At 65.8% G+C, this 24,348-nt stretch carries 27 protein-coding genes; 14 read left to right on the forward strand and 13 right to left on the reverse strand.

What is annotated here, in order from left to right:
* Positions 1-5: 5 nt before the first annotated feature.
* From AB4099_RS08880 to AB4099_RS08890, 3 genes are read left to right on the forward strand one after another with little or no spacing between them, the layout of a single operon-like run.
* Positions 6-395, forward strand: coding sequence for a c-type cytochrome (locus AB4099_RS08880; protein ID WP_441477791.1), 390 nt, complete (start codon positions 6-8; stop codon positions 393-395).
* A gap of 59 nt (positions 396-454) precedes the next feature.
* Positions 455-1,072: a 2'-5' RNA ligase family protein gene (locus AB4099_RS08885; protein WP_441477792.1), complete on the forward strand. Its 618-nt coding sequence runs from the start codon at positions 455-457 to the stop codon at positions 1,070-1,072.
* Positions 994-2,151 carry a LysR family transcriptional regulator gene (locus tag AB4099_RS08890; protein ID WP_441477793.1) on the forward strand — a complete coding sequence of 386 codons (1,158 nt, stop codon included), beginning with the start codon at positions 994-996 and terminating at the stop codon, positions 2,149-2,151. The genes AB4099_RS08885 and AB4099_RS08890 overlap by 79 nt, the downstream gene beginning before the upstream one ends.
* On the opposite strand, the gene AB4099_RS08895 is transcribed toward AB4099_RS08890, so the two are convergent.
* Positions 2,102-2,839: an SDR family oxidoreductase gene (locus tag AB4099_RS08895; RefSeq protein ID WP_441478058.1), complete on the reverse strand. Its 738-nt coding sequence runs from the start codon at positions 2,837-2,839 to the stop codon at positions 2,102-2,104. The two genes, AB4099_RS08890 and AB4099_RS08895, sit on opposite strands and share 50 nt — an antisense overlap.
* Before the next feature lie 410 nt (positions 2,840-3,249).
* On the opposite strand from AB4099_RS08895, the gene AB4099_RS08900 reads away from it, so the two are divergent.
* The 5 genes from AB4099_RS08900 to AB4099_RS08920 all read left to right on the forward strand — a co-directional run bounded on the left by AB4099_RS08900 (position 3,250) and on the right by AB4099_RS08920 (position 8,508).
* Complete coding sequence (locus AB4099_RS08900; protein ID WP_162768491.1) at positions 3,250-3,834, forward strand: hypothetical protein; 585 nt, start codon at positions 3,250-3,252, stop codon at positions 3,832-3,834.
* 353 nt (positions 3,835-4,187) lie between these two features.
* Positions 4,188-5,741 (forward strand): DUF4153 domain-containing protein, encoded by a 1,554-nt coding sequence (locus AB4099_RS08905; RefSeq protein WP_441477794.1) that lies wholly within the window; start codon positions 4,188-4,190, stop codon positions 5,739-5,741.
* Between the two features lie 13 nt (positions 5,742-5,754).
* Entirely contained in the window at positions 5,755-6,453 is a 699-nt protein-coding gene (locus AB4099_RS08910) for a response regulator (RefSeq protein WP_441477795.1), read from the forward strand.
* A gap of 71 nt (positions 6,454-6,524) precedes the next feature.
* Positions 6,525-8,078, forward strand: coding sequence for a sensor histidine kinase (locus AB4099_RS08915; protein WP_441478059.1), 1,554 nt, complete (start codon positions 6,525-6,527; stop codon positions 8,076-8,078).
* A complete protein-coding gene (locus AB4099_RS08920) occupies positions 8,071-8,508 on the forward strand; it encodes a ribosomal maturation YjgA family protein (RefSeq protein ID WP_441477796.1) in 438 nt (145 codons plus the stop codon). Before AB4099_RS08915 ends, AB4099_RS08920 begins: the two co-directional genes overlap by 8 nt.
* A 13-nt stretch (positions 8,509-8,521) precedes the next feature.
* On the opposite strand, the gene AB4099_RS08925 is transcribed toward AB4099_RS08920, so the two are convergent.
* Complete coding sequence (locus AB4099_RS08925) at positions 8,522-9,517, reverse strand: LysR family transcriptional regulator (protein WP_441477797.1); 996 nt, start codon at positions 9,515-9,517, stop codon at positions 8,522-8,524.
* Positions 9,518-9,588: 71 nt separating this feature from the next.
* On the opposite strand from AB4099_RS08925, the gene bla reads away from it, so the two are divergent.
* Complete coding sequence (bla, locus tag AB4099_RS08930; RefSeq protein ID WP_441477798.1) at positions 9,589-10,608, forward strand: class A beta-lactamase; 1,020 nt, start codon at positions 9,589-9,591, stop codon at positions 10,606-10,608.
* A 198-nt stretch (positions 10,609-10,806) separates the two neighbouring features.
* On the forward strand, positions 10,807-11,019 hold the full coding sequence (locus tag AB4099_RS08935) for a hypothetical protein (protein ID WP_441477799.1): 213 nt from the start codon (positions 10,807-10,809) through the stop codon (positions 11,017-11,019).
* Between the two features lie 43 nt (positions 11,020-11,062).
* Here AB4099_RS08935 and AB4099_RS08940 read toward each other — a convergent pair whose 3' ends face one another.
* Together AB4099_RS08940 and AB4099_RS08945 are read right to left on the reverse strand one after the other, a co-directional pair.
* A complete protein-coding gene (locus AB4099_RS08940; protein WP_113518830.1) occupies positions 11,063-11,281 on the reverse strand; it encodes a hypothetical protein in 219 nt (72 codons plus the stop codon).
* 330 nt (positions 11,282-11,611) lie between these two features.
* Positions 11,612-11,944: a hypothetical protein gene (locus tag AB4099_RS08945; protein WP_441477800.1), complete on the reverse strand. Its 333-nt coding sequence runs from the start codon at positions 11,942-11,944 to the stop codon at positions 11,612-11,614.
* Between the two features lie 432 nt (positions 11,945-12,376).
* Between AB4099_RS08945 and AB4099_RS08950 the strand changes: the two genes are divergently transcribed.
* Positions 12,377-12,823, forward strand: coding sequence for a CBS domain-containing protein (locus tag AB4099_RS08950; protein WP_441477801.1), 447 nt, complete (start codon positions 12,377-12,379; stop codon positions 12,821-12,823).
* A gap of 160 nt (positions 12,824-12,983) precedes the next feature.
* Here AB4099_RS08950 and AB4099_RS08955 read toward each other — a convergent pair whose 3' ends face one another.
* Positions 12,984-13,583 carry a LysE family translocator gene (locus AB4099_RS08955; RefSeq protein WP_441477802.1) on the reverse strand — a complete coding sequence of 200 codons (600 nt, stop codon included), beginning with the start codon at positions 13,581-13,583 and terminating at the stop codon, positions 12,984-12,986.
* A gap of 97 nt (positions 13,584-13,680) precedes the next feature.
* Here AB4099_RS08955 and AB4099_RS08960 point away from each other — a divergent pair, with 97 nt between their 5' ends.
* Positions 13,681-15,063: an aminotransferase-like domain-containing protein gene (locus tag AB4099_RS08960; protein ID WP_441477803.1), complete on the forward strand. Its 1,383-nt coding sequence runs from the start codon at positions 13,681-13,683 to the stop codon at positions 15,061-15,063.
* A gap of 296 nt (positions 15,064-15,359) precedes the next feature.
* On the opposite strand, the gene AB4099_RS08965 is transcribed toward AB4099_RS08960, so the two are convergent.
* The 4 genes from AB4099_RS08965 to AB4099_RS08980 all read right to left on the reverse strand — a co-directional run bounded on the left by AB4099_RS08965 (position 15,360) and on the right by AB4099_RS08980 (position 18,312).
* Complete coding sequence (locus tag AB4099_RS08965) at positions 15,360-15,986, reverse strand: HAD family hydrolase (RefSeq protein WP_441477804.1); 627 nt, start codon at positions 15,984-15,986, stop codon at positions 15,360-15,362.
* Between the two features lie 60 nt (positions 15,987-16,046).
* Positions 16,047-17,054 carry an SDR family NAD(P)-dependent oxidoreductase gene (locus AB4099_RS08970; RefSeq protein WP_441477805.1) on the reverse strand — a complete coding sequence of 336 codons (1,008 nt, stop codon included), beginning with the start codon at positions 17,052-17,054 and terminating at the stop codon, positions 16,047-16,049.
* Between the two features lie 236 nt (positions 17,055-17,290).
* Positions 17,291-17,593: an AzlD family protein gene (locus AB4099_RS08975; protein ID WP_441477806.1), complete on the reverse strand. Its 303-nt coding sequence runs from the start codon at positions 17,591-17,593 to the stop codon at positions 17,291-17,293.
* A complete protein-coding gene (locus AB4099_RS08980) occupies positions 17,590-18,312 on the reverse strand; it encodes an AzlC family ABC transporter permease (protein WP_441477807.1) in 723 nt (240 codons plus the stop codon). The genes AB4099_RS08975 and AB4099_RS08980 overlap by 4 nt, the downstream gene beginning before the upstream one ends.
* A gap of 92 nt (positions 18,313-18,404) precedes the next feature.
* On the opposite strand from AB4099_RS08980, the gene AB4099_RS08985 reads away from it, so the two are divergent.
* On the forward strand, positions 18,405-19,040 hold the full coding sequence (locus AB4099_RS08985; RefSeq protein ID WP_441477808.1) for a CGNR zinc finger domain-containing protein: 636 nt from the start codon (positions 18,405-18,407) through the stop codon (positions 19,038-19,040).
* A 46-nt stretch (positions 19,041-19,086) separates the two neighbouring features.
* On the opposite strand, the gene AB4099_RS08990 is transcribed toward AB4099_RS08985, so the two are convergent.
* From AB4099_RS08990 to AB4099_RS09000, 3 genes are all read right to left on the reverse strand, one after another.
* Positions 19,087-20,097: a glycosyltransferase family 4 protein gene (locus AB4099_RS08990; RefSeq protein WP_441477809.1), complete on the reverse strand. Its 1,011-nt coding sequence runs from the start codon at positions 20,095-20,097 to the stop codon at positions 19,087-19,089.
* Between the two features lie 22 nt (positions 20,098-20,119).
* Positions 20,120-21,718 (reverse strand): alpha-amylase family glycosyl hydrolase, encoded by a 1,599-nt coding sequence (locus tag AB4099_RS08995; protein ID WP_441477810.1) that lies wholly within the window; start codon positions 21,716-21,718, stop codon positions 20,120-20,122.
* A 343-nt stretch (positions 21,719-22,061) separates the two neighbouring features.
* Positions 22,062-22,271 (reverse strand): cold-shock protein, encoded by a 210-nt coding sequence (locus AB4099_RS09000; RefSeq protein ID WP_113518820.1) that lies wholly within the window; start codon positions 22,269-22,271, stop codon positions 22,062-22,064.
* 556 nt (positions 22,272-22,827) lie between these two features.
* Here AB4099_RS09000 and AB4099_RS09005 point away from each other — a divergent pair.
* Complete coding sequence (locus tag AB4099_RS09005; RefSeq protein WP_441477811.1) at positions 22,828-23,181, forward strand: hypothetical protein; 354 nt, start codon at positions 22,828-22,830, stop codon at positions 23,179-23,181.
* Between the two features lie 98 nt (positions 23,182-23,279).
* Here the strand turns inward: AB4099_RS09005 and AB4099_RS09010 are convergent, their stop codons facing one another.
* Positions 23,280-24,347 (reverse strand): ABC transporter ATP-binding protein, encoded by a 1,068-nt coding sequence (locus AB4099_RS09010; RefSeq protein WP_441477812.1) that lies wholly within the window; start codon positions 24,345-24,347, stop codon positions 23,280-23,282.
* Position 24,348 lies beyond the last annotated feature (1 nt).

Consider the following 24,348-nt stretch of genomic DNA (forward strand, 5'->3'; position numbering starts at 1 on the left):
ACGATATGAAGCTTGCCTACCTCATGGGCGCCGCGTTGCTCGCGGCCGCCGCCCAGCCCGCCCGTGCCCAGGATGCCGCCGCCGGCGAGAGGGTCTATGCCCAGTGCCGCGCCTGCCATCAGGTCGGCGAGACCGCGAAGAACACGGTCGGGCCGATCCTCAACGGCGTGATCGGCCAGAAGGCCGGAACGCGCGAAGGCTATGGCTACAGCGCCGCGATGAAGGATTCCGGCCTGACCTGGGACGACACCACCTTCGCCGACTACATCCAGAACCCGCGCACAAAGGTGCCGGGGACCAAGATGATCTATGCCGGACTGAAGGACGAGAAGCGCATCGCCGATCTGCTGGCCTTCCTCAAGCAGTTCGATGCGAGCGGCAAGAAGGGCGGCTGACGGCGCGCGCTCCAGCTGGCCTGTTAAGGCGCGCGGCTGAAGCTGGCGGGGAGGGTGCCTTGCCGGAGATTGTGGCCGCGCTCCGCCCGCATCTGCCGTTGCGGGAAGGAGCGAGACGAGGCACACAGGCTGACATGTTCGGCATCACCTTGCGCGCGCGAAACCCGGCAGAACCCTTCTGGGCGTTGGTCGACAAGGCCTCGGCCTTCGAGACCGCGCCCTCGATCCGCACGCTCGGCTATTTTCCTCATCTCACGCTCGCGCGGTACGAGGCGATCGAAACCCCCAGGCTCATCGCCGCCGCGGAGGTTTTCGAGGGCGAACCAGCCTTCGCGCTAACCTTTGAGCAGATCGAAGTCTTTGAAACCGCACCGCTCGTTCTGTGGCTGCAGCCCAGCCCCGATCAGCGCCTGATCGATGCCCATGACAGGCTGCATGCGGTGCTCGATCCCACCCTCTGCGACCCGCATTATCGGCCTGGGAACTGGACGCCGCATCTGACGATCGCTATGTCGATCAATGGAGCGCAGCGAGAGGCCGCTCACGACTTCGCCAGACGCCCTTTCGAGCCGTTCACGCTCACCTTGAACGTGGTGGATTGCGTGTCCTGGCCGCCGGTCAGCATCCTGCAGACGCGAAGGCTCAACGAGAGCCGGCCTCGCAGGCAAGGGGACTGAGCCGGACGCTTGGCACCCGCCCGCGGCGGTGCTCACGGCACGGGGAAGCGCGGTGCAGCCGGCCCGTTTGCGGGCGATCGGTGGGGCGCGGCGGGTGGTCAGCCTGCGGCCACCCGGGTAGCGTATCGCTGCAAATCGTGGACCGCGCCGTCATGCTCACAAGATCGCTCAAGACCTTCCTGACCGTGGCGCGCACGCGAAATTTTACCCGCGCCGCCGAAGAGGTCCACCTCGCGCAGTCGAGCGTGAGCGACCAGATCCAGGCCCTGGAAACCGAACTCGGCGTCGGCCTTTTCACGCGCTCGAGGCTTGGTTTGGAGCTGACGGCCGCCGGAAAGGTTCTGCAGCCCTATGCCGAGGAGTTGATGCAGCTGGCGGATGAAGCGCGGGCGGCGATGGACGCGGTCGCCGCGCATCCTGCAGGATCGGTCACCATCGGTGCGTTGGAGACCATCGCGTCGGCGAAGCTCCCGCAATGGCTTGCAGGCTTTGCGCGCGAGCATCCCGAGATCACGCTCACGATCAAGATCGCGAGCAGCGGCGAGTTATTGAGGCAACTGGTGGATGGAGACATCGATGTCGCCTTCCGTTTCGACCAGCCGGACCTCGATGAACGTCTGGCCCGGCGTGCAATAGCGACGGCTCCCCTCGTCATCATCGGTTCGCCCGACAAGCGCGGCGCGCTCGTCGGGGATTTTGCTGCATTCGCCGACGCGCGCTTCATCGTCACCGAAGCCGGATGCATCTATCGGCGGCTATTCGACGAGGCTTTCACCCTGGCGGGCCTCGCACGCCCGAGCCCCGCGGCCGAGGTCGGCAGCATCGCCATGATCGTGCGCCTGGCAGCGAGCGGAGCGGGCCTCGGCCTCGTCCCGCGCTTCGCCGTCACCGAGGCTCTGGAGCGCGGCGAGATCGTGGACGCACCATGGCCCGGGCCGCCGCCCGCGCTCTCGATGATATGGCGTCGTCGCCGGATCCAGCCCGCGGCGCTGAAGCATGTGCTGGCCGCCAGCGACAGCTTCGAACCGGTCAGATCAGCCGGTGTCCGCCCTCGACATGCAATACCGTCCCCGTCGTGAACCCATTTCCCATCAGGAACCGAACCGCGTCTGCAATGTCATCGGGCTGACCGATCCGCCCAACCGGCAGGCGCTCGGCCATGGCGCCCAGCACGTCGTCCTTCCGATCGCCAGCGACGAAGGCCCAGATCGGCGTGTCGACCCAGCCCGGCGACACCGCATTGATGCGGATCGGCGCCAGTTCGACCGCAAGCGCCCGGACCAGCCCTTCCAGCGCCGCGTTCACGGCAGCAACCGCAGCCCCGCGTGCCGATGGTCTGTAGGCGGCGATACCGGAGGTGAACGTGATCGAGCCATCGCGACCGATCTTCGACATGCCATGCTTGGCCAGCAGCAATGGCGCATAGATCTTGCTGTCCACGGCTCTCTGGACGGCCTTCAGGTCGAGTTCGGGCAGGAGCTCGTATGCGCCCTCGATGTCAGCCACAGTGCAGGCGACATGGTCGAGCCCGCCAACGCGCTCAAAGAGCTTCACCACCTCGTCTTCGCGGGAGACATCGGCAACGACGGCGGCGAGCGTCGCGGGACGGCCGAGCGCCTCTTCGGCAGCTCGCAACCGGGCTTCATTACGTCCGACGATGGTGACGTCCGCGCCGGCGTCGAGGCAGCGCCGCGCCAGGGCCAGGCCCATTCCCGATGCGCCTCCGGCGATGAGAACCTTCTTATGCGCGAGTGCTTTATCCATCATGGTCGATATCCCTGCGGGCTTTGAAACGTCGTCGGCAGACGTCGCAGGCCGGGCGGGGCGGTTGAAGCGGATTAAACCGATCGTGGTATCGGAGGAACCGATGCTGGCCCTGCCGCACACAAACCTGCGCGAAAGTTTGGCTGGGCCGACGGCATCCTCCCGAACCATGGCCCCGAAGAAGCCGGGCAGGTCGGTGGGGCGCCAAGTATAGTGTCTGCTCAGAGTTTTGTGACCTAACAGTACGGCTCGTGCGCTGGTCCTGCGCTCTGGCCGAGAAGGCTGAGATTCCCGCTGACCTGGCGCATCTTCACTTTGCCTCGCGGGGAGGGCGTGCGCAGTTACGTTAGCCGGGTGGATTTCTGACACTCCAACCGATACGCATGGCGGCAGGGCAGTATTCTGAGGGCTTCATGCACCCGCTTGCATTGGCGCGTTTGGTGATCTCTTTCCTCTGCGCGCCTCTCGTCGCTCTCAGCCTGTGCCTCGTTGCTTCGTACGGCGCATTCGCGCGCATCACCGGGGCTGTACTTCGGGCCGAAAGCAGGCTCGCCATACTCGTCCGCGTTGCGGCGATGCAGGCTGACTATGGGAAAGCCGTTGCCGTCTCTACCGACCGGGAATGTCAGGGCGAAAGGGAGCTTGCGTGGCTCGTCGAAGCGGCGAAAGCCTCGGACGGTTTCCCTTTGGACCCAGCCCGTCTATGCAAGCTGGCGGTCCGCTCTCACTACGACGAAGACGCCAGAATCATGAGCGTCCAAGCGCGGACCGGTGCGTCATGCGACACATTCCGGGCGAGCCTGAAGAGCCTGGTTTCGGCTCTGCCAGGCGGTCGCGAATTCACCAGCATTTCTCAAGACGGAATGAGAACGGAGCTCTCATCTGTTTTCGTGAGGCAAGCGAGGCAATATTATTTGGTGAAGGACTATTCCGTCCTGTGCAGCGAGGCGGGCTATTCCGTCAGGTTCCCTGTTCGAGGGTTCTTCTCGAAGCCTTGAGTGTGCGCGATTTCGCGTGCGCCCCGGGCGCTGGCTCCGCGCTCCTGCACGAAAACTGCACAACAATCCTGAAATCCTGAGCGGTCTGCAGACCGGCACTGCAATCGGCTGCCGCATCTCTGGGGCATGGCAGAGATCGTCGCTCCCCGTTTCCCCACATCAAGGCTGCCGCGCCGGCTCGCCCGCGATGGCTGGTGGCTCGTGGCGCGACCGCTGCCTGCGGAGACCGCCATCCTGGCGTTTCCCGCCCCGCAGCGCCGTCCCCCTGCGCCCGAATCCTCGATCAGCGAAACCCCATGCCGATGTCTTCACTCTCAGCAGAGTCCTCCGCTTCAGCAGAGCCCGCAGTGCCCATGTCCTCCCCATCAGCCGAGCTGACGGCGTCGCCGTCCGCGAGGCGCGCGACGCGTTGGCTTAACGCCCGGCTCGCGCTCGCCTCCGGCCTGGTGCTGCTCGGCGATTTTCTGTTCTACGGTCATTGGCTCGGCATCTCGCTCGCCTATTTCCTGGCGGTCCTGGCCATCGCCTCGCTCTGGGCGAACCCGATCCGCGCCAGCGGCCGCAGGCGCGCCCTGGCGCTCTTGGTTCTGGGGGCGGGGCTACTGGCCATCGCCGAGGAGGTCAGCCTGATCTCCTCATTCGTCGCCATCCTCTGCACGGCGGCCTTTGCCGCCATTCTCAGCCAGCATCAGCAGGCGCGCTGGCAGGAACTCTTCCGGCAGGCGAGGGCGATGCTGCTGGCCGGCGCTGGCAGGCTGGTGCGGGATCTCGGCCGTGTCGGTCGACTCTCGGCGCGGCGCCGGCGCGCGTCCTCCGGGAGTGCCTGGCTCATCGGCTGGGTCGTCCCGCTGGTCCTTCTCGGCGTGTTTGCGACGCTGTTCGCCTCTGCCAATCCGCTCGTCGAGATCTGGCTGAACCGCATCGACCTCAGGCTGCTGCTCGATCTGCTCTCGCCCTGGCGCGCCGCCTTCTGGCTGACGATGCTTTGCCTGGTCTGGCCGATGCTGCATGTCCGGCTCGCCCGCAAGCGCCAGGCGAAGGCGAGCCCTGCGGCGCCCCTCACGCCCGATCGCCACGGGCTCCTCGGCGACACAGCGATCCTGCGTTCGCTCGTCCTGTTCAACGCGCTCTTTGCCGTGCAGACCCTGCTCGACATCGCCTATCTCTGGGGTGGCGTCGCACTGCCGGACGGCATGAGCTATGCCGCTTACGCCCATCGCGGCGCCTATCCGCTCGTCGTCACGGCGCTGCTGGCGGCCGTCTTCGTCTTGGTCGCGATGCGGCCGGCCGGCGCCTCCGAGCGCCATCGCCTCGTCCGGCCGCTGGTCCTCGCCTGGGTCGGCCAGAACATCATGCTGATGGTCTCGACGCTGCTGCGGCTCGATCTCTATGTCGAAGCCTATTCGCTGACCTGGCTCCGTCTCGTCGCCTTCATCTGGATGCTGCTCGTCGCGCTCGGCCTGGTGCTGATCATTGTCCAGATCGTCGGGCGGAAATCGGTCAACTGGCTCGTCTCGGCCAATGCCGCCGCGCTGGCGCTGGCGCTCTACGCCTTCTGCTTCGTCAACACGCCGGCGGTGATCGCCAACTACAATTTCCGCCATTCCCAGGAGCTGCGCGGCACGGGCTCGCGTCTCGACACCGCCTATCTAATATCGCTCGGCCCCCAGGTGATCCCGGCCTTCGATCGTTACACGCCGCGCATTGCCGCCGTCGGTCGCACGATTCCCTGGGCCAGCAACCAGTACACGCAGGGCAGCCGCGTCCGCATGGCCGATCGACACTTCACGGAGCAGAAGGATTGGCGGGCCTGGGGCTTTCGTGCGTGGCGCCTGTCGCGCTACTTGGCTAACACTCCCCATGCCCCGCTCGGGGGCACGAGCAGCCCGGCCCCAGCCGGCCAGTGACAGGCACGCGACGATGGCGCCCCGCATTCTTGTGGTCGATGACGACAGCCATATCCGCGAGGTCATCTGTTTCGCACTCGAAAAGGCCGGCATGGCCACGTCAATCGCCCGCGACGGCGTGCAGGCTCTGGAGAGTTTTCGGCGCCAGCCGGCCGATCTCGTCATCCTCGATATCGGCATGCCCGAGATGAACGGGCTCGAGGTCTGCCGCCAGCTGCGCAAATCCTCGGACGCGCCGATCCTCTTCCTCTCGGCGCGGGACGAGGAGATCGACCGGGTGCTCGGCCTCGAGATCGGCGGCGACGACTATGTCACCAAGCCGTTCAGCCCGCGTGAACTGGTGGCGCGCGTCACCGTCATCCTCAGGCGCACGCGCTCCGGCCGCTCGGCCGCGTCAGTGGAGCCGCTCTCCTGGGGCGCGCTGCGGCTGGACCCCGAGTCGCATCTGGCCAGTTTCGAGGGCAGGGCGCTGCCGCTGACGGGGATCGAGTTCGCGATCCTGAAGACTTTTGCGGCGCGTCCGCGCCAGGTCTTCAGCCGCGAGCAGATCCTGGAAAGCGCCTATGGCGGCGCCATCCATGTCGCCGACAGGACGATTGACAGCCATATCCGCAACATCCGCGCCAAGCTCGCGGCATCGGGCTGCGGCAGCGCCATCGACACCGTGCACGGCGTCGGCTTCCGGCTTGGGCGCTGCGAGGCCGGGAATTGAGCGCGCCTGTCCCGCTCCCGGCCCGGGTCGCCGCGAAATGGCGGCCCAATCTCAGCCTGATCGTCTTCCTGATGCTCACGGCGGTGCTGGCTTTGCCTCTCGTCGGGCTGTTCTTCTTCCGGATCTACGAGAACCAGCTCGTCCACCAGACCGAGGCCGAGCTGATCGCCCAGAGCGTGGCGCTCTCAGCCGCCATCCGGCGCGACTTCGAGAGCAACCTGCCGGCTGACGCCGTGCTGGGGGCTCCGGCTCCAGCAACGCCGTCATCGGCGCCGGCCGAGCCGTTCCGGCCGATCCTGCCCAGTCTCGACCTGACGCGCGACACCCTGCTCGGCCGCAGGCCCGACGCAAAACCCGCATCTCAGCCCGCCGGCACGGCTTTCAGGGCCGCCGGCGAGCGGCTTTCGCCGCTGCTCCTGGAAACCCAGCGGAGCACGCTCGCCGGTTTTCGCCTGCTCGATCCCCAGGGCGTGGTGATCGCCGGGCGAGACGAGATCGGCCTGTCGCTCGCCCATGTCGAGGAGGTCGGGCAAGCGCTGCAGGGACATTTCGCAGCGACGCTTCGGCAGCGCGTCTCGAGCCACGCGCCGCCGCCGCTCTACTCGCTCAGCCGCGGCACCAGCATCCGCATCTTCACGGCGACACCGATCATCCTGCGCGATCGCGTCGCCGGCGTGCTCTACGCCTCGCGCACGCCGAGCAACGTCTTCCGCCATCTCTATGAGGAGCGCGGCAAGGTCGTGCTGGCCGGCCTCTCCGTCGCGGCGCTCACCCTGCTGATCGGGCTTGCCTTTCACCGCACCATCACCCGCCCGGTGCAGGAGCTGATCGCCCGGACGACGGCCATCGGCCACGGCGACCGCAGCGCCATGCGGCCGCTGACGAACCACGGGACCGCCGAGTTCGCGCGCCTGTCGCAGAGTTTTCTCGACATGGCCGACAGCCTGAATAATCGCTCGGATTTCATCGCGACCTTCGCGGCCCATGTCTCGCATGAGCTGAAATCGCCGCTGACCTCGATCGAGGGCGCCGCCGAGCTGCTGCGCGACGACGGCTCGGGAGACGGCCTGGCGATGAGCGAGGAGATGCGCCGCCATTTCCTCGGCAACATCATCGCCGACACGCATCGCCTGACCGCGATCACCAACCGCCTGCGCGAACTTGCGCGTGCCGAAAGCACGCCGACCGGCGGCACGACCAGCCTATCTCCGGCCATCGCCGACCTGCAGCGGGATTTTCCCGCGCTCGCGATCCGCGCCGGCGGCGATCTCGATAGCGCGATCCGCATCTCCGCCGAGAATCTGCGCATCATCCTCGCGCATCTCGCCGACAACGCGCTGCGTCACGGCGCAACCGAGCTCGATATCGTCGCGATTTCGCAGGCGGAGCGGCTTCACATCACATTGCGCGACAATGGCAGCGGCGTCTCGCCGAACAACCGGGCACGGATTTTCGACAGCTTCTTCACCACGCGCCGCGATAGCGGCGGCACCGGCATGGGGCTGTCCATCGTCCGCTCCATGCTGAATGCGCATGGCGGCGCGATCGCGCTTCTCGACGACGAGCCCGGCACCGCCTTCGCCCTGGCGTTTCAGCGGGCCCCCGAGGCGGAAACCCATGTCTGAGACGAGCCTGCCTGAGACGAGCCTGCGCTCGCGCACGACCATGATCACCCTTTGTCTCGCAACGATCGCCGCGGGGCTGCTCCTGCGCCGTTTCGGGATGGGCTTGAGTCTGCCGTTCGGCATCGTGAAATATGGCGGCTCGCTGCTCTGGGGGACGATGGTCTATCTCCTGCTGGCCGTCATCGCCCCGCGTCGCCCGGCATCCTGGCTGGCGATCCTTGCAGCGCTGATCGCGCTCGGCGTCGAGCTCAGCCGCCTTTATCACACGCCCTGGCTCGATGCCTTCAGGCTGACGACGCCAGGCGCGCTGCTGCTCGGGCGCGTCTTCTCCCTCTGGAACCTCGTGGCCTATGGCGCCGGCATCGCGCTGGGTTCAGGCATTGACCGGCTCATCGGGCGAGTGCGTTCGCCGGAGGTTCTCGGCCCCTGACCGGGCAAAGGCCTCACGCCGGGAGAACGGAGACCGGCCTGGGAACTGAGGCCGCGGCCCGCCTGATCAGGTCGAGCGCCCAGCGCTGCTCGAGATCGGCCTGCCGGGAAGCGGCGAAGAGCAGCAGCAGGGGGGAGCGACGCCGCGGGCCCACCCGCAGGATGCGAAGCTCGGGATGTCGCGTGGCGATGACCAGGGCCGTGCGGTCCGGCATCGCCGCAACGAGATCGGTCTGCTCGAGCATGAGCCCGACCGCCGCATAGCCGGGCAGGCTCGCGCACAGCCGGCGGTGCTGGCCGTCCCGTGCCAGCGCCACGTCCAGATAGTTTTGCCCGACCGGCCAGGGCAGCGGATAGAGCTGCGGCAGCATCATGAACGCCGCCGTCCCGATCTCCTCGGTTCCGGCGGGCACTTCGCAGCGCGGCCCGGCCAGCGCCACCATCTCGTCCTCCCAGAGCTCCGCCCGCGACACCAGTTCGCCGGCCGGCGTGTGGCCGCCGATCTCCAGGACGAAGTCGATCTCGCCGCCTACAAGCTCCGGCTCATAGCTGCGCCGCTCGAAGGGCAGGATCTCCAGCCGCCAGCCCGGGGCCTGGCGCCGGAGTGCCGCCGCCAGCGCCGGCACGAGCGTGAGTTCGAGTGCGCCCGGCGTGGCGATGCGCAACAGGCGCGCCGATGCGGCCGGGTCGAATTCCGCGCCCGGCCGGGACCCGCGCGCCAGGCTGGCTTCCAGGTCGGCCTGAAAATCGGTGATCGCCCGTCGCAGGCTCTCGGCCCGCGGTGTCGGGACCATCCGCTGCCCCACTCGTACGAAAAGCGGATCCCCGAAGGACTGGCGAAGCCGCCGGAGCGCATGGCTCACGGCCGATGGCGAGATGTGAAGCCGGGCAGCGGCGCGCACGATGCTGCCTTCCTCCAGCACCAGGGCCAGCACCCTGATCAGGTTGAGGTCGAGCTTCTGCCAGATCATGCCGAGCCGTGAATCCTGTTCAGTGTGGCGTGAGGACATATCACTTCGCTCAGCATGCGTCCTTGCCTAGGAGGGAGCGGCTCTTCACCTGCCGACCAAGGACCACGCCGATGCGCCCGAGCCTGACACGAACCCTTCTTGCCGGCGTGGTGGCGGCGACCCTCGCGGCACTCGGCTCGGCTGGAATGGCGGGCGCCGGCGGTATCTCCGATCGCGACCGTCTGCAGGCGCGCCTTCAGGCCCTGGCCAAGGCCCATCCCGGCCGCCTCGGCATCTGCGCGCAGGATGCGGATTCCGCGCCGGTCTGCATCAATGGCGACCAGCGCTTCTCGCTTCAGAGCGTGATGAAGCTCGTCGTCGGCGCAGCCATGATGCGGGCGGCGGACCGGGGCCGGATCCGCCTCGACGAGCTCGTCACGATCCGGCGCGAGGATCTGAGCGTCAATATCCAGCCGATCGCCGATATCGTCGCCGCCAGGGGCTCCTTTGAGACGACCATCGCCGACCTGGTCCGCCGCGCGGTCGTCGAAAGCGACAGCGCCGCAACCGACGTCCTGATTTCGCGCCTCGGCGGCATCGCTGCGCTGCGGACATTCCTGGCAGAGGCGGGCATCGCGGAAATCCGGATCGACCGGACCGAGCGCGAGCTGCAGACCGAAACCTCGGGCCTGCAATGGCGGCCGGAGCATACTTATCCCGCGCGACTCGAGGCCGACCGCAGCGAGGTCCCCGCGGCGCGAAAGGAGGCGGCCTTCAAGGCCTATTTGTACGACAAGCGTGACACCGCGACCCCGCGCGCGATGGCAAAATTCCTGACCATGCTGGCCTCGGGACGACTGCTCGATCCGGCCTCGACCCGCCAGTTCCGGGAGATCATGGCAGCGACGGTCACCTTCCCGGATCGCATCCGGGCCGGCACGCCCGAAGGCTGGAGCGTTGGCCACAAGACCGGAACGAGCCAGACGGTTGGCGGCGTCAACGGCGTCACCAATGACGTCGGCATCCTCACGGCCCCCGATGGCGGCTTCCTGGTGATCGCCGCATTCCTGGCCGAATCGACGGCGCCCGCGCCGGGCCGCGCCGCGGTGATTGCGGAGGCGGCTCGCGCGATTACCGCAAGCTATCGCTGAGAGCGGTTCAGGCGCTGCTTCAAGACAGTGCTGTAAATTGCTTTGCCGGCGGCATGATCGAGCCGGCATGCCATTGATCAGGCCGCCGCGGGGACGATGATCGACCACAATCCCCCGCCGATTGCCCCGTTTCGCATGTGCCTCATATTCTCGCCCAACCGGCATGATCCGTTGTTGCGCGTTCAATGGAGGAACCAGATGCGATCGATGATGCTCGCCCTTGTCGCTCTTTCACTGCTGGGCTGCAGCGGCTCCCCGCAGCCTCGCGGCGTCGCCCGCGACCTGACACAGGGAACGGCGCAGTGTTCCAAGCACAAATGGGGCACCTCGGAGATGGCCGAGTGCCTCGATCGCGCCACCGGCAGCCAGTCCGCGACCGCGTCCGAGGCGAAGGCGGGCAGCAGCGGCTGAGATCAGGGCGCGTCAGGCTCAAGCCCGCGTTTCGCCCGCTGCCTTAAGACGCCGACCGTGGCGGCGGGCCTCCGGAAACGACAGGCTCTGCACCTGGAAAGCGCACGACGTTGGAGTGCGTGCTGCTGCGCTGGGCGCGAGCAACTGCTTCGAGGAGCAACTCGACGGCGCGCCGAAGTCGGTCATCCTCGGGGTTGTCCCCGTCCAGCGTCAGGAAGGCGTTGATCAGATAGGCCCGGGCCAGTGGGTAATTGCTATTCATGGCCGCCTCCTTGCAGCGAAAGCGTCGCGCCAAAGGACGAGCGTTTTGTAAATGCGAAGGCTCGAATTTGAGCGATGGTTCGAGGGGACAATCGAGCGGTTCCATCGGTCCGGGCCCACTGGCACCGAGGCTTATGTAGCGCCGTTCAATTTTGCATTTCTCCTGAATTCGGTCTCCATCAAGCTTATGTTCGCCGCTATGCTTGCCTTCGTGAGTCTCGAGCTGGCGCGGCTCAGTTGGCGCGACAGGGCCGCCCCAAACCCGGAATGAATCTCGGTTTGCGATGATCGACCGTCGCGCCAGATCTCGGCGGTGGACGCCTATGCCAATCTAGGAAGCGGCGCGGCGCACCTCCGCGGCGATATCGGATCGGTGTCGATCGAGCCACGCGGTCGCCTCGGCGCCATCGACACGGCACTCGAAGGTCGGCCAGGACGGGTCCTCTCGCGACTCGATCTCCAGCCGGTCTCGGGCATAGCGGATCAGTTCGCGGAGCGCTTCATACCCGGCCCGGCGCTCGAGGGCGTCGGCGATCCAGGGCGCCGACCAGCCCCGTTTGGCGAGAAGCGCAATGCTGGCCGGGTCGGCCTCCTCGAACCAGGGGGTTGCGTCGAACTCGGCCCGCATCGCCTCATCGGCTGTGTGGCACGTCGCGTGGATCATGCTCCGCTCCTGCTGGCCGGACCCATCATCCGCATCATAGCCCAGGAGGAGGCGCGATGCGCGGGATGCGGGGCGCTAATCCGCGTTTCCTCTCGATCTGCGGCAATGGTCGCCAGTCGCGGGCTTTCCGGCGTTGCAGCACCGCTTTCCCGGCGATGCAGCCGGCCCTGGCTGCGCCGAATTGCTTGGCGGCGGCCACAGGATGCTGGCTCGCCCCGCGATGATCCGTTATCATCCACGGGCATGCCGCTCTCTGGGGCGGGCCTTCGCCAAAGTCCTTTCCCGGACCACGCTTTCGGCGCGCAGGGCAGTTTTTCGGATGGCGCGCTCGGCTGGTCGCAGCGCATTCCGGCGCAATATGGAGACCACCAGGCAATCCCTTCAGCGAGCGACATGCCTCAGATATGAAGCCGCGCAGAGCAGGAGGTAGCCATGCTCGTTCGTGACGCTATGACCGCACATGCGGAATGGATCTCTCCGGACATCTCGCTGACCGAGGTCGCGCGCAAGATGCGCGATGCGGATATCGGGTGCCTGCCAGTGGGAGAAAATGATCGTCTCATCGGAATGATCACGGATAGAGACCTTGCCTGCCGTGGCTGCGCCGAAGGGGCCGATCCCAACACGACAAAGGCGAGAAAGGTCATGACGGAGGGGATCACCTGGTGTTTCGAGGATGATGACGTCAGGGATGCGACGCGCCGCATGGCGGAGAAGCAGATCCATCACGTGCCGGTGATGAACAAAGAGAAACGGATGACCGGTATCCTCTCGCTGTCGGATTTGGCGCTGAGAGCGCCGACGGACCTGTTCGCTGAGGTTACGCGGCTTGTTGCACGCGACGCGTCGCGTCACGCCTCGGCACCCTTGGCCCACTAGCTATTGAGGCCATGAAGGTCGTTCATCCCGGCCTGGACTGAGAGGCTGGGGTTGCGAAACTCCACCTCCTGAGCCGGAGGCGCCGGGATGAACCTGCACGAGAATGCCCGTCCGACGCCGACAGGGTGAGCCCTGCTGTTTCGCTCACGACCGCCGTCCCTTAGGCGGTCGTGAGAATGGGGTAGAGAGACGCGACGAGAAGCAGAGCCATCATCACGTTGAAGATGCGCAGATGGATCGGGTTACCGAGAAAGCCCTTCAGCATGGTGCCGAAACCGGCCCAGGCGATGATGCAAGGGCCATTGATGAGCGCAAACATCATCGTCACGATCAGGATATTGAGAAAGAAACCGTTCTGCGGCGTATAGGTCGCGACCGCGCCGATCGCCATGATCCATGCCTTTGGATTGACCCATTGGAACGCCGCCGCCTGTAGGAAGCTCAGCGGTTTGCCGTCGCTTCCCTCCGCGTCCAGACTACCCGAACGCGCTATCTGCCAAGCCAGATAGAGAAGATAGAGGGCTCCGCCGTAGCGGAGCCCGTCGTGGAGGATCGGGAAGGCGGCGAAGACGCCGCCAACGCCCAAGCCGACAGCAAGCACCATGACGGAAAAGCCCAGATTGACCCCGAGGATATGCGGGATGGTCGAGCGGAAGCCGAAATTGGCTCCCGAGACCAACAGCATGGTGTTGTTCGGGCCAGGGGTGATGGAGGTTACGAAGGCATAGGCGGCAAGAGCCAGAAGAAGATCGGGCGTCACGGGTGTCACCTGTCTGGATGTGTCTGGTGTGCATCCTATAAATGTGACACTATTTCCATAGTTGATTAGTGTCTCGTGACACTTTTATGGATGCCCGATGCGCCTCATCTCGCCATGGACACCACGTCTCGCGGAAGCGGCAGGGCCGCCCTATGAGAGGCTTGTTACCGCACTTGCCAACGATATCGCCGAGGGCGGCATCCCCTGCGGAGCCCGTTTGCCACCCCATCGCGAGCTGGCCTACCAACTCGGAATCGGGCTTGGCACGGTGACCAAGGCCTATGCCGTTCTCGAACGCAGGGGCCTGGTGCAGAGCGTGCGCGGCCGAGGCATGTTCGTTTCCGGTCTTTCGCCTCGCCCCCATGGCAGCATCGACCTGAGCCTCAACACGCCGCCCCAGATGCTGAGTGATCGCCTGCTTGCAGCGACGCTTGCAGGGATGGCCAAGCGTCTCGACGCCGATACATTCGGCACATATGCGCCCGCCGCGGGACGCCCGCACCATCGCGCGCAAATGGCGCGATGGCTGGCTGGCCAACGACTGGAGGTCACGCCGGACCGCATTCTCCTGTGCAATGGCGCGCAGCACGCCCTGTCCGTCGCTTTCGCGGTCGCTTGCCGGCCGGGCGGCGTCCTTCTGACCGAGGCCGTGACCTATCCTGGGGCCATCATGCTGGCGCGACAAAGCGGTCTGACGCTGGTCGGGCTCGACATGGACGATGAGGGCCTCACCCCGGAGGCGCTGGAGAGGGCCTTGTGTTCTCCTGCCTCAGCGGCTGCTCCGCGCGTACTCTATGTGACGCCAACCCTACAAAATCCGACGGCCGCCACGATGAGCTCGGCCCGTCGCCGGGATATCGTCCGCCTCTGCCGGGCGCATGATGTCACGATCGTGGAAGACGACGTCTATTCCGTCTTTGCGGGCCCCGACCTGTTGCCCTTGGCCGCACTCGCCCCGGAACGGACCTTGTATGTCGGCGGATTGTCCAAGACCGTGAGCCCTGGCATGAGGATCGGTTCGCTCGTCGTACCGTCGAGCGTCATCGAGCGCGCCATGCCCAAGCTTCAGGCTACCTGCACGATGGCATCGCCACTCACCTGCATGATCATGGAGCAGTGGTTGACGGATGGAACCGCGACTTCGGTCGCGGCGTCGATCCGGCTGGATGCGGCGAAACGCTACGACCTTGTCAGGACCGCGCTGCCGTTCAATCTGCCGACCCGTGCGGTCACGGGCTTCCACGTCTGGCTTCCAATGTCGGCCGCAGAGGCTGAACGTCTCTCGAGGCGCATGGCAGCCATGAGCGTCATCGTGATGCCGCCAAACGCTTCACTGGTCGATCCAGGGGCCCCGCAAGGTGGCATCCGGCTCAGCGTGGGTGGTCCTACCATCGACGCGCTGAAACAGGCACTCACGGCCATAGGAAGCCTCTTCGATCAGGATGGGCCGCGAACCTATTTCGACCAGCCGGCGCTTTGAGCCTGACGAGCATCCGAGGATCTGACCACTGCAATGTTCCCGGATCTGGTGCTGATTGACAGCGGGGCGGTGAGCTTCGGCTCCGTCAATCCCGGCGCAAGGAGAAGCCATCTCTGCGAGATAGCGCGATGAGTCTGTCCGAGTGCCAAGATGCGCGAAATCCGAGGGGATAACAGACGGCCGGCGTCCTTCGCGAGAACGCCATGAATGCCGTCCCCCAAGGGGCAGCAACGGGCCTGCACGGCGCCCCGGACCAATGTCCGCTTGCAGCCCTGGGGATTTGGCGTGCAAGGGGCCTAGGAACACCGCTCCATCAGCAGGTCGGCAAGCCGGCTTTGCCCGGTCCACAGAGCCGCGCTCCAGCCCCGCGCGATGGCGGCCTCGACATTCGCCGGGGCGTCGTCGATCAGGAACAGCTCGTCAGGTGCAAAGCCTGTTCGCGCCTCGACCGCGGCGAAGAAGCCCTGGGCCGGCTTCGCCCAGCCGAGGGCAGCCGCGTAGTGAATGGCGTCGAAATGGCGCTCGAAACCGAGCGTATGCCAGAGATACCGGGCCCGCTCATGTTCCTGAACCGTCGCGAGATGCAAGGCGAGGCCGCGCGCCCGCAGCTCCGCCAGCTGCCCCAGCAGGTCGTGATCGATATGGGAATCCTGCTCGAACCAGTAGCGGACGAGGGTGTCCGCGCTCACGGTCGCCCCCATCCTCGCCAAGGCGAGGCCAAGCCGGGCATGGAGATCGGCACGGCCATGGATGATGTCGGGCCAATGCGGGGTGAAGAACTCAGCCTGCAAGGTCTCCCTGGAGAGGCCGAGATCACGTTCGAGATGGGCGGCCCACCCCTTGGGATCGGGGTGCACGATCAGAACACCGTCGACATCGACCATCACCGCCTTGAAGCGCATCGCGCCAGGATAGGCGGGCATCCTGCTCGTGAGAAGAGCCGGAATCGCCCCGGCGGAGCGCGAAGCCCGCCGTTGCCCGCTCTAATAGGTCGTCCAGCCGCCATCGGTCGCGTAGGTGCCACCGGTGAGGTTGGAGGCCTCATCCGAGAGCAGGAAGAGCATGATGGCGACCTGTTCCGCTGGCGTCGCGTCGCGTTTATGGGAATCGGCCGCCTGCAGCAGGCTGTCGGTCTTTAGCATGCTCATGCTCGGTCCGCCGCCGGTGTCCTGCATCTTTCTGGTCACGAGTTCCAGCGCGCGCTCGACCATAGGGGTTGCGGTCTGCGCCATGTTCACCGAGTTGATGCGGATGCCATAGGCGGCATAATCGATCGCGGCCGAGCGGGTGAGGCCGGTCACCGCATGCTTGCTCGCGACATAGGCCGGATTTCCGCCGAAGCCGGCGAGGGCAGTGACAGAGCCGACATTGACGATGGCGCCGCCGAGATTTTGCTTCACCATCTGCTTGAGCTCGGCGCGCATCGACTTGAACACGCCAGTCGCATTGGTGCGCATGACATTGTCCCAATAGGCGTCGGTGGCCTCGTGGATGGGGGCGAAGAGCAGGTGCTTCTGCCGCTCATATTCGATCGGGGCGCCGGAATAGACGCCGTCCATGACGCCGGCATTGTTGATGGCGTGGTCGAGCCGGCCGAAGCGAGCGACCGCGACCTTCACCATCTGCTCGCAGGTCTCGGTGTCGGAGATGTCGCCGAAGACGAATTCGGCGTTGCCGCCCGCCTTCGCGATCGCGTTCATGTGCTCGGTGCCCTGTTCCTGCAGCCAGTCGGCGCCGACGACATTGGCGCCTTCGCGGGCGGCGCGAAGCGCTGCGAGCGCGCCCATGCCGCGCGCGCAGCCGGTGATGATGAGCGTCTTGCCCTTGAAGCGGTCGGGGATGAAGTAATCCGGGCTGAGCGGCGTGATGTCCCTGGTGCCGATGCCGCGCTTGCCCGCCGGGGCCTGGGCTTCCGCAGCCAGCGTGAGCCCGCTGGCTGCGCCGGCGGAGGAGGCGAGCGCGATCGCCTTCAGCAGATCTCTGCGTTCCATCGATCGGTCCCTTACGGTTCTGGGCGGCTCGGCTGGCATGGGGAGAGGGTTGGGGCGACCGGGCTCGGGCCAGGCGTGGGGCCATCGCCAGGGGCGGCCTGCAGCAGCAGCTTTGCCGGTGGCCGAGACATGACCATGGACCAAATCCTCCCGCGTCGGGAACGGCCTGATGCCGGGATTGTATCTGACGCTGCGGGAACTGGGAAAGGCTGGGGGCCGGAGGGCCGGGACGACGGCTAGAGGATCTGTCTCAGGAGCGCGACGACGGCGACACCAGCGAGCGCAGCCGCAAGATCGCTGCCGCGCCATGTCATTACCAGGATGGCAACGGCGAGACCTGCGCATTCCGGGATCCGTCCCTGAAGCACGACCGGCGCCACGATGCCCGTCATGACCCCGATGGGGAGTGCCCGCAGCGCTGCTTCGCGCCTTGGCGTCAGAGAGACGAACCGCATGAAGAAAAAGCCGCCGGCGCGGCAGAGATAGGAGGCCGCCCCCATCACCACGAGCGCAATGGCGAAGCGCTGGTCGATGTTCACGGCATGGCCTCGCTCGGGGCCGGAGAGCGGTGGGTGAGGGCGCCTGCGGCGGCTGCGGCAAGCCCGCCGGCGACGATGATCCAGCCGCTGGAGACGAAGGGGGCGAGCATCACGGCTGCAAGGCCGGCAGCAAGAACGGGTGCGAGATCGGCCTTGCCTTTCCACATCCCGATGAGGAGGGCTGCCGAAAAGGCGATCAGCATGAAGTCCAAGCCGTAGCGCGCCGGGTCGCCGATCAGGCCGCCGCTGAGGCGGCCGATCAAAGTGCCAAGAATCCAGGGCGCGAACATCGCGATTCCCGACCCCAGTACGAAGGCCGCATCGTCCTGGCCCTGATCATGCTCGGCCATCGCCAGCGCCCAGTTGCCGTCCCCGAGGAAGAACAGGGTTCCGTAGCTCGCGAGCGGCGGCGCTCCTGCGAGCCAGGGACGCAGTGCCGCGCCATAGAGCAGGTAGCGGGCGTTCATCAGCACGATTGCCGCGAACAACGGCAGCAGCTCCGCTCCGTCCCGCCAGACCTGAAGGGCAGCCATCTGCGCCGAGCCGGAATAGATGAAGACACTGGTCAGGACGGATTCGAGCACGGAAAGCCGCGCCTCCGTTGCGAGGATGCCGAACACGACGCCGTAGAGGAGCACGCCGGGAGCCAGCGCCTGCGCACGGACGAAGCCCTGCCTGAAGCCGGCGAGGGTGAAAGGCGGTCGGGCAGCCGTTGCCATGGCAGCTCTTTCTAACCGATTAGAAGGTTAGTATTGTCGCGTGGCTCTCGCGGCTGTCAAGATCGTCCGGCAACAAGGGGAAACTTCGTTTGATGTCGCCCGCTACCGACCCGCGCTCCTATGCGACTCATCCCCCGATACCGCTGGGGGGAGCGCTTTGCCTCGACTTCATCAATACGACGACCTGGCGCGGAAACCCGGAGCGAAGCGCCGAGCGCCTGCACGATTATGCCGAGTTGGTGCATTGGGCCGCCGGGCTGGAGCTGATCGATGCGCACTCCGTCACGCTGCTTCTGACGGAGGCGCACGCGCAAGCCCAGGCAGCGGAGCAGGTCCATGAAGCGGCGTTGCGGCTGCGCCTTGAGATCGAACAGGTCTTTGATCCCGCGCATGAAGGCCTGGCCCGGCCCGCCGAGGCAGAGGCACTGCTGCGTGACATAGAGCGCGTGGGGCGGCTCACAGAGGCCGGCGAAGCCCGCATCCATCACTGGCAACCCAGTGGATCGCCGCCGGATCTGCGCCTGCCACTGCTGCCCGTCGCGGTCTCGGTGCTCGAACTGGCGGCTTCGCGCAGGCGCTACCATCTGCGCCGCTGCGCCGATCCGAGTTGCGGCTGGGTCTTCCTGGACGAAACGCGCAACCAGTCGCGCCAATGGTGCTCGATGGAGGGCTGCGGCAACCGGGCGAAGGCGCGCGCCCATTACGCACGGCGCAAGGCGCGGGGGTGAGGGCGCGCGCCGCGGTCCATCTGTTTCAGCGCCACCTCATCCTGCGCTAGCGGTCGAGGAGGGATCGGTACAAACTCAAGTACCGGTCGGCCATGCGCTCCACCGTAAAGCGCGCCACGACCGACGCTCGGCAGGCTGCGCGATCGATCTCCCCGATGCGGGCGACGGCCGCGACGGCTTCATCGACGCTCTCGACAAGGAAGCCCGTGACGCCATGCTCGATCAGCTCCGGCATCGAGCCGCGGTTGAAGGCGATGACGGGGGTGCCGCAGGCCAGCGCCTCGACGACGGATAATCCGAAAGGCTCCTCGAAGCTGATGAGGTGAAGCAGAGCGCGCGCTGAGCCCAGGGTTTTGGTGCGGAGCGCCCCGCCAACCGGGCCGAGATAGGCGACCGACCGATCGTCGAGTGCGGGAACGACCTGCGCCGCATGGTAGCCCTCATCCTGGACGATGCCGGCCATGACCAGCCGCCGCTCGGCCCGGCGTGCCGTCGCGATCGCCTCGGCCGCGCCCTTGTCCCGGTGAATGCGGCCGAAGAAGAGCAGGTCCGGGCTGCCGTCGGGATCGAAGGGAAAGTCCTCGAGCCGGATGCCGTGATGAATCACAGCGGCATAGCGCAGGTCCGGATGGCGATCGGCAGCGCTGATCGCGACATAATGGACGCGATCCTCATAGGCTTTGAAGACGGGCAGGATACGGTCCGACGAGAAGCCGTGGATCGTCGTCACGACCGGCGTCTCGACCAGCCTCGAGAACGCGAGCGGCACGAAATCCGCCTGATTGTGGATGAGATCGAACTCGCCTGCGCGCTCGAAAACATGGGCGACGTGGAGCATCTCCCAGACCTTGGCGTCGATGGCAGGGTCCTCGGAATAGGGCGCCGGGCAAAGACCCGCGAGCGTGCCGGAGGTCCGGCTGTCCCTGGTGGCGAAGAGCGTGACATCGACGCCGCGCTCCAGCAGGGCCTCGGTCAGGAGGCTGGTGACCAGCTCCCATGGACCATAATGACGGGGCGGCGTCCGCCAGGAGATTGGCGCCAGCATGGCGATACGCAAGCGATCGTCCTTTCCTTCTGGGTCAGGCGGCAAGGATGACGCCTTCGTCTGGCCGGAGCAGCAGCACATCGTTCTCGATGAGGGGCGCTGTGGCGAGCGTCGAAAGCAGCAAACGGCAACCGGGCGCGTCCCCGGGTAACGCCAGGCGCTGCGGCTCTCCGCCGAGATTGAGCGCGATGATCAGCCGCTGAGCGCCCTCGCGCCGCTCATAGGCCAGGACATCGCCGTCGGATTCCAGCAGCGCGAAATCTCCGATCGCCAAGGCCGGATGGGCACGCCTGAGAGCCAGCAACCGGTGATAGAGCCGGAGGACCGAGACAGGCTCGGTCATCATCACAGCGACATTCCGCGTCGGCCAATCGGCATTGAGTGGCAACCAGGGCTGGACCGCGCTGAAGCCGGCATGGGCGCTTCCATCCCACGGCATCGGCGTACGGACGGGGTCCCGGCCCAGGCCGAGCCCGGGTTCACGCAAGCCGCGCGGGTCGCGCAGCTCTTCGGGCCGGATCGGGACATCGCTCAGGCCCAGTTCGTCGCCGTAATAGAGCGTCGGAGTGCCCCGCAGCGTTAGAAGCAGCATCGCCGCGACGCGGGCTTGAGCCGGTCCAAGCCTGGCGGCGACGCGAGGCCGGTCATGATTGCCGAGCACCCAGTTCGGCCAGCCGCCCGGCGGAAGAGCCGCCTCGTAGGTGGCGATGAGCGCGGCCAGCGCGCGCGCCTCCCAAGCGGCCTCGACGAGCTGGAAGTTGAAGGGCAGATGCATTTCCGGCCGGCCGCGACCGTAGTAGTGCATCAGGCGATCGACCGGGAGATAGATCTCGCCGATCAGCACGCGCTCACCGCGCCCGGCCGCGCCGTAGCCGTCGGCAATCGCGCGCATCTCGGCGGCGATCGCATGGACTTCCGCCTGGTCGGTCGAATGGAGCTGGAGCACGCGGTGCATCTCGCCGAGCCCGGGGTGATAGGCCGCGTTCGGCGGATTGTCCGGGAAGCTCTCTGCCTTGATCAGGTGCCAGAGCACGTCGATGCGGAAACCGTCCACGCCACGGTCGAACCAGAAGCGCATCACGTCATACATCGCAGCCTGGACGGCAGGATTGCGCCAGTTGAGGTCCGGCTGCTGCTTCAGGAAGGCGTGGTAGTAATATTGGCCGGTGGCCTCGTCCCATTCCCAGGCCGGACCACCGAAATCGCTCACCCAGTTATTCGGCGGGCCGCCATTGGCGGCGGCATCGCGCCAGAGATACCAGTCGCGTTTCGGATTTTCGCGCGAGGCACGGCTCTCGACGAACCAGGGATGCCGGTCGGAACTGTGGTTCGGGACGAAATCGAGCAGGACCTTGATGCCGCGCGCATGGGCCTGGGCGAGCAGAGCGTCAAAATCGGCGAGCGTGCCGAAACGCGGATCGATGTCGCAGTAATCGGCAACGTCATAGCCGAAATCGACCATTGGCGAGGGATAGATCGGGGAGATCCAGATCGCGTCGATCCCGAGGCCGGCGAGATAGTCGAGCCGTTGCCCAATGCCCCTGAGGTCGCCCATGCCATCGCCATTCCCATCCTGAAAGGAGCGGGGATAGATCTGGTAGATCACGCCGCTCTGCCACCAAGGCGCAGTCATGGGAGCGGCATGCCAGGAGCGGTCGCAGCCGCGGCGCGGTCGAGCGCCTCCTTGTTCAGCCGTTGATCCTTGAGCCTGGCGGTGTTGGCGTCGCGTGCTCGAATGACCGCCTCAGTCTCTGCGCTGATGCGGTTGCGCGACAGGGATCGGGTTTGCGTCTTGAGGGATGCGGCTTCCGCCTGGACGCGGACTCTGGTTTTCCCGGACAGCGGCTTCTCCCGATGGGCGCCGGTCCACACCGGCCGGCGGATATGAAAAAGGCCAGGCGTTGAACCTGGCCCTTCCTTCCAACCTCATGACCGACACCAGTACATCCGTGGCTATCGGGGAGGCTGAATATCGATTACGCGGCTTGCAGCTGCTCGGCGGCCATCTTGCCGGATTTGGCGTCGCGGACCGCTTCATAGCCGAGCTTCTGGCCTTCGACGATCTCGCGCATACCAGCGCGTTCGATGGCGGAGATATGGACGAAGACGTCCTGGCTGCCGTCATCCGGCTGAATGAAGCCGAAGCCTTTGGTGGAATTGAACCATTTTACTGTGCCGGTGCTCATTACGAACTCTCCTTCTGGCAATACTTCTCGGCCACCGAGCGAATGCCCGGTGGGTTCACCACGATTTTCGAAGGGGGTTCGTCAGGCGCGCATAGATACGCGGAGAAAACTGCCAACAAATTATCGACAATCAGACAGTAAACGAATTATCGAAAAAGTAAACAATAAGTTTCATTGCGAAATAAATCCAAGAGCAACGAGTTGGTTTCCAACAATTTTCCGACGAAAATTCAAGATTCTTGAGAGGGAATTTTCCCTGTTCAGCAATGCCCGTTCGTCATGCGTGAAATATGGGTGTCGATGATGCCGAAATTGCCGAAGCAGCACGGAACGTTGAGAGGCCGCATCAGGATGATCTGAGGTTGGCTGAGCGCCCGCTTGGTCCGGCGTGCTCGCTGACGAGGAGCGCGGGCTGACCCGTGATCCGACGAGACCTCAGTGTAAATTTCGAAAACAGCATAGAAGGGCACTGCAGTGAAAAGAAAATGCGCGACCTGAAAAGGTGATACTGTCGGTCATCGGACGATTTTTCTTCCGATGGGGAAAGATAAAACTCATGAAAATTCCAGCAGAACTGAAACCGGCCGCCTGGGGCGCCGTCGGCGGAGCTGTCGCGCTTGCAATTATCGGCTTCAGCTGGGGCGGCTGGGTCACGCAGGGTAGGGCGGAGCGTGACGCTACGGCGCGTTCCAGCACGGCCGTGATCGCCGCGCTCTCGCCGATCTGCGTGGTCAGGTTCCAGCAGCAGGCCAATGCGACCGAGCAACTTGTCGAACTGAAGAAGATCGGCTCATGGCAGCAGGGCGATTTCATCGCCAAGGGGGGATGGGCGACGATGCCGGGCAGCGCGTCGCCCGATTCCGATGTCGCCAAAGCCTGCGCCATCGCTCTCGGGCTGACCAAGACCTGAGATCATCCCGGCGTCGGGTTGCCGCTTGCAGGTGACCCCTCCTCTTCGTCCGCGGATGGGCTGCTTTCGAGGCCCAGCCGCGCGCGATGGCGGACTGTTCAGCTCTTCGCGAACCAGATCAGCGCCGCCGGTTTCGGGGCAAGGCCGACCAGCTTGCCAGGCGCCAATCCCTTGGCATCCTCGGGCGGAACGCTGGCGACGATCGCGCTGCCGTCGGCCAGCCGGGCATGCAGATTGGCGATTGCGCCCTGATAGGAAATCTGCTCGACCGTGGCCTTGAAGCTGCCCGGAGAAGCGTGATCGGCAAGCGCGATCGCCTCCGGCCGCAGGAGCGCCTCGCCTTGGGCACCGGGAAAGGCAGCCGCGCCGGGATCGAGTAGCCGCATCTCGAGCCCGGCCGCAAGCTCGGCGACCGCGTCCTGTCCCTCGCGGCGCAGGATCCGGCCGGCCAGGAAATTCGCCCTGCCGATGAAATCCGCGACGAAGCGGTTGGCCGGTCGTTCGTAGATCTCGCTGGCCGAGCCGATCTGCTGCAGCTCGCCGTCCTTCATCACCGCGATCGTGTCGGCAATGCTCATGGCTTCGGTCTGGTCATGCGTGACGAAGATCGAGGTCAGCCCGAACTCGCGCTGCAGGCGCGACAATTCGAGGCCCGTGCTTTCGCGCAGCTTGGCGTCGAGATTGGAGAAGGGCTCGTCGAGAAGCAGGATCGACGGATTGATGACGAGCGCGCGCGCCACCGCCACACGCTGCTGCTGGCCGCCCGAAAGCTGGCGCGGAAGCCGGTCGGCGAGCCCCGACAGTTTCAGCTTGTCCAGCATCGCGGTGACGCGCTGCTCGCGCTCGGCCCGTGCCACGCCGCGCCGGCGCAATCCGAAGGCGATGTTCTCGGCCGCGCTCAGATGCGGGAACAGGGCGTAGCTCTGGAACACCAGGCCTGTATCGCGCTTATGCGCGGGAAGGGTCGTGATGTCGGTTGCGCCGACCCGGATCGAACCGGATGTCGGCGCGATGAAGCCCGCCACCATCCGTAGCGTCGTCGTCTTGCCACAGCCGGAGGGCCCGAGCAGGGCGAGCATGCGCCCTTGCGGGATCTGCGCGCTCATATCGGCGACCGCGACGGCCGAGCCATAGGTCTTGCGCAGGTTTTGAAGCTGGATGTCCATG

It is taken from the genome of Allobosea sp. 2KB_26, from assembly GCF_052115715.1.
Classification (GTDB): Bacteria; Pseudomonadota; Alphaproteobacteria; order Rhizobiales; family Beijerinckiaceae; genus Allobosea.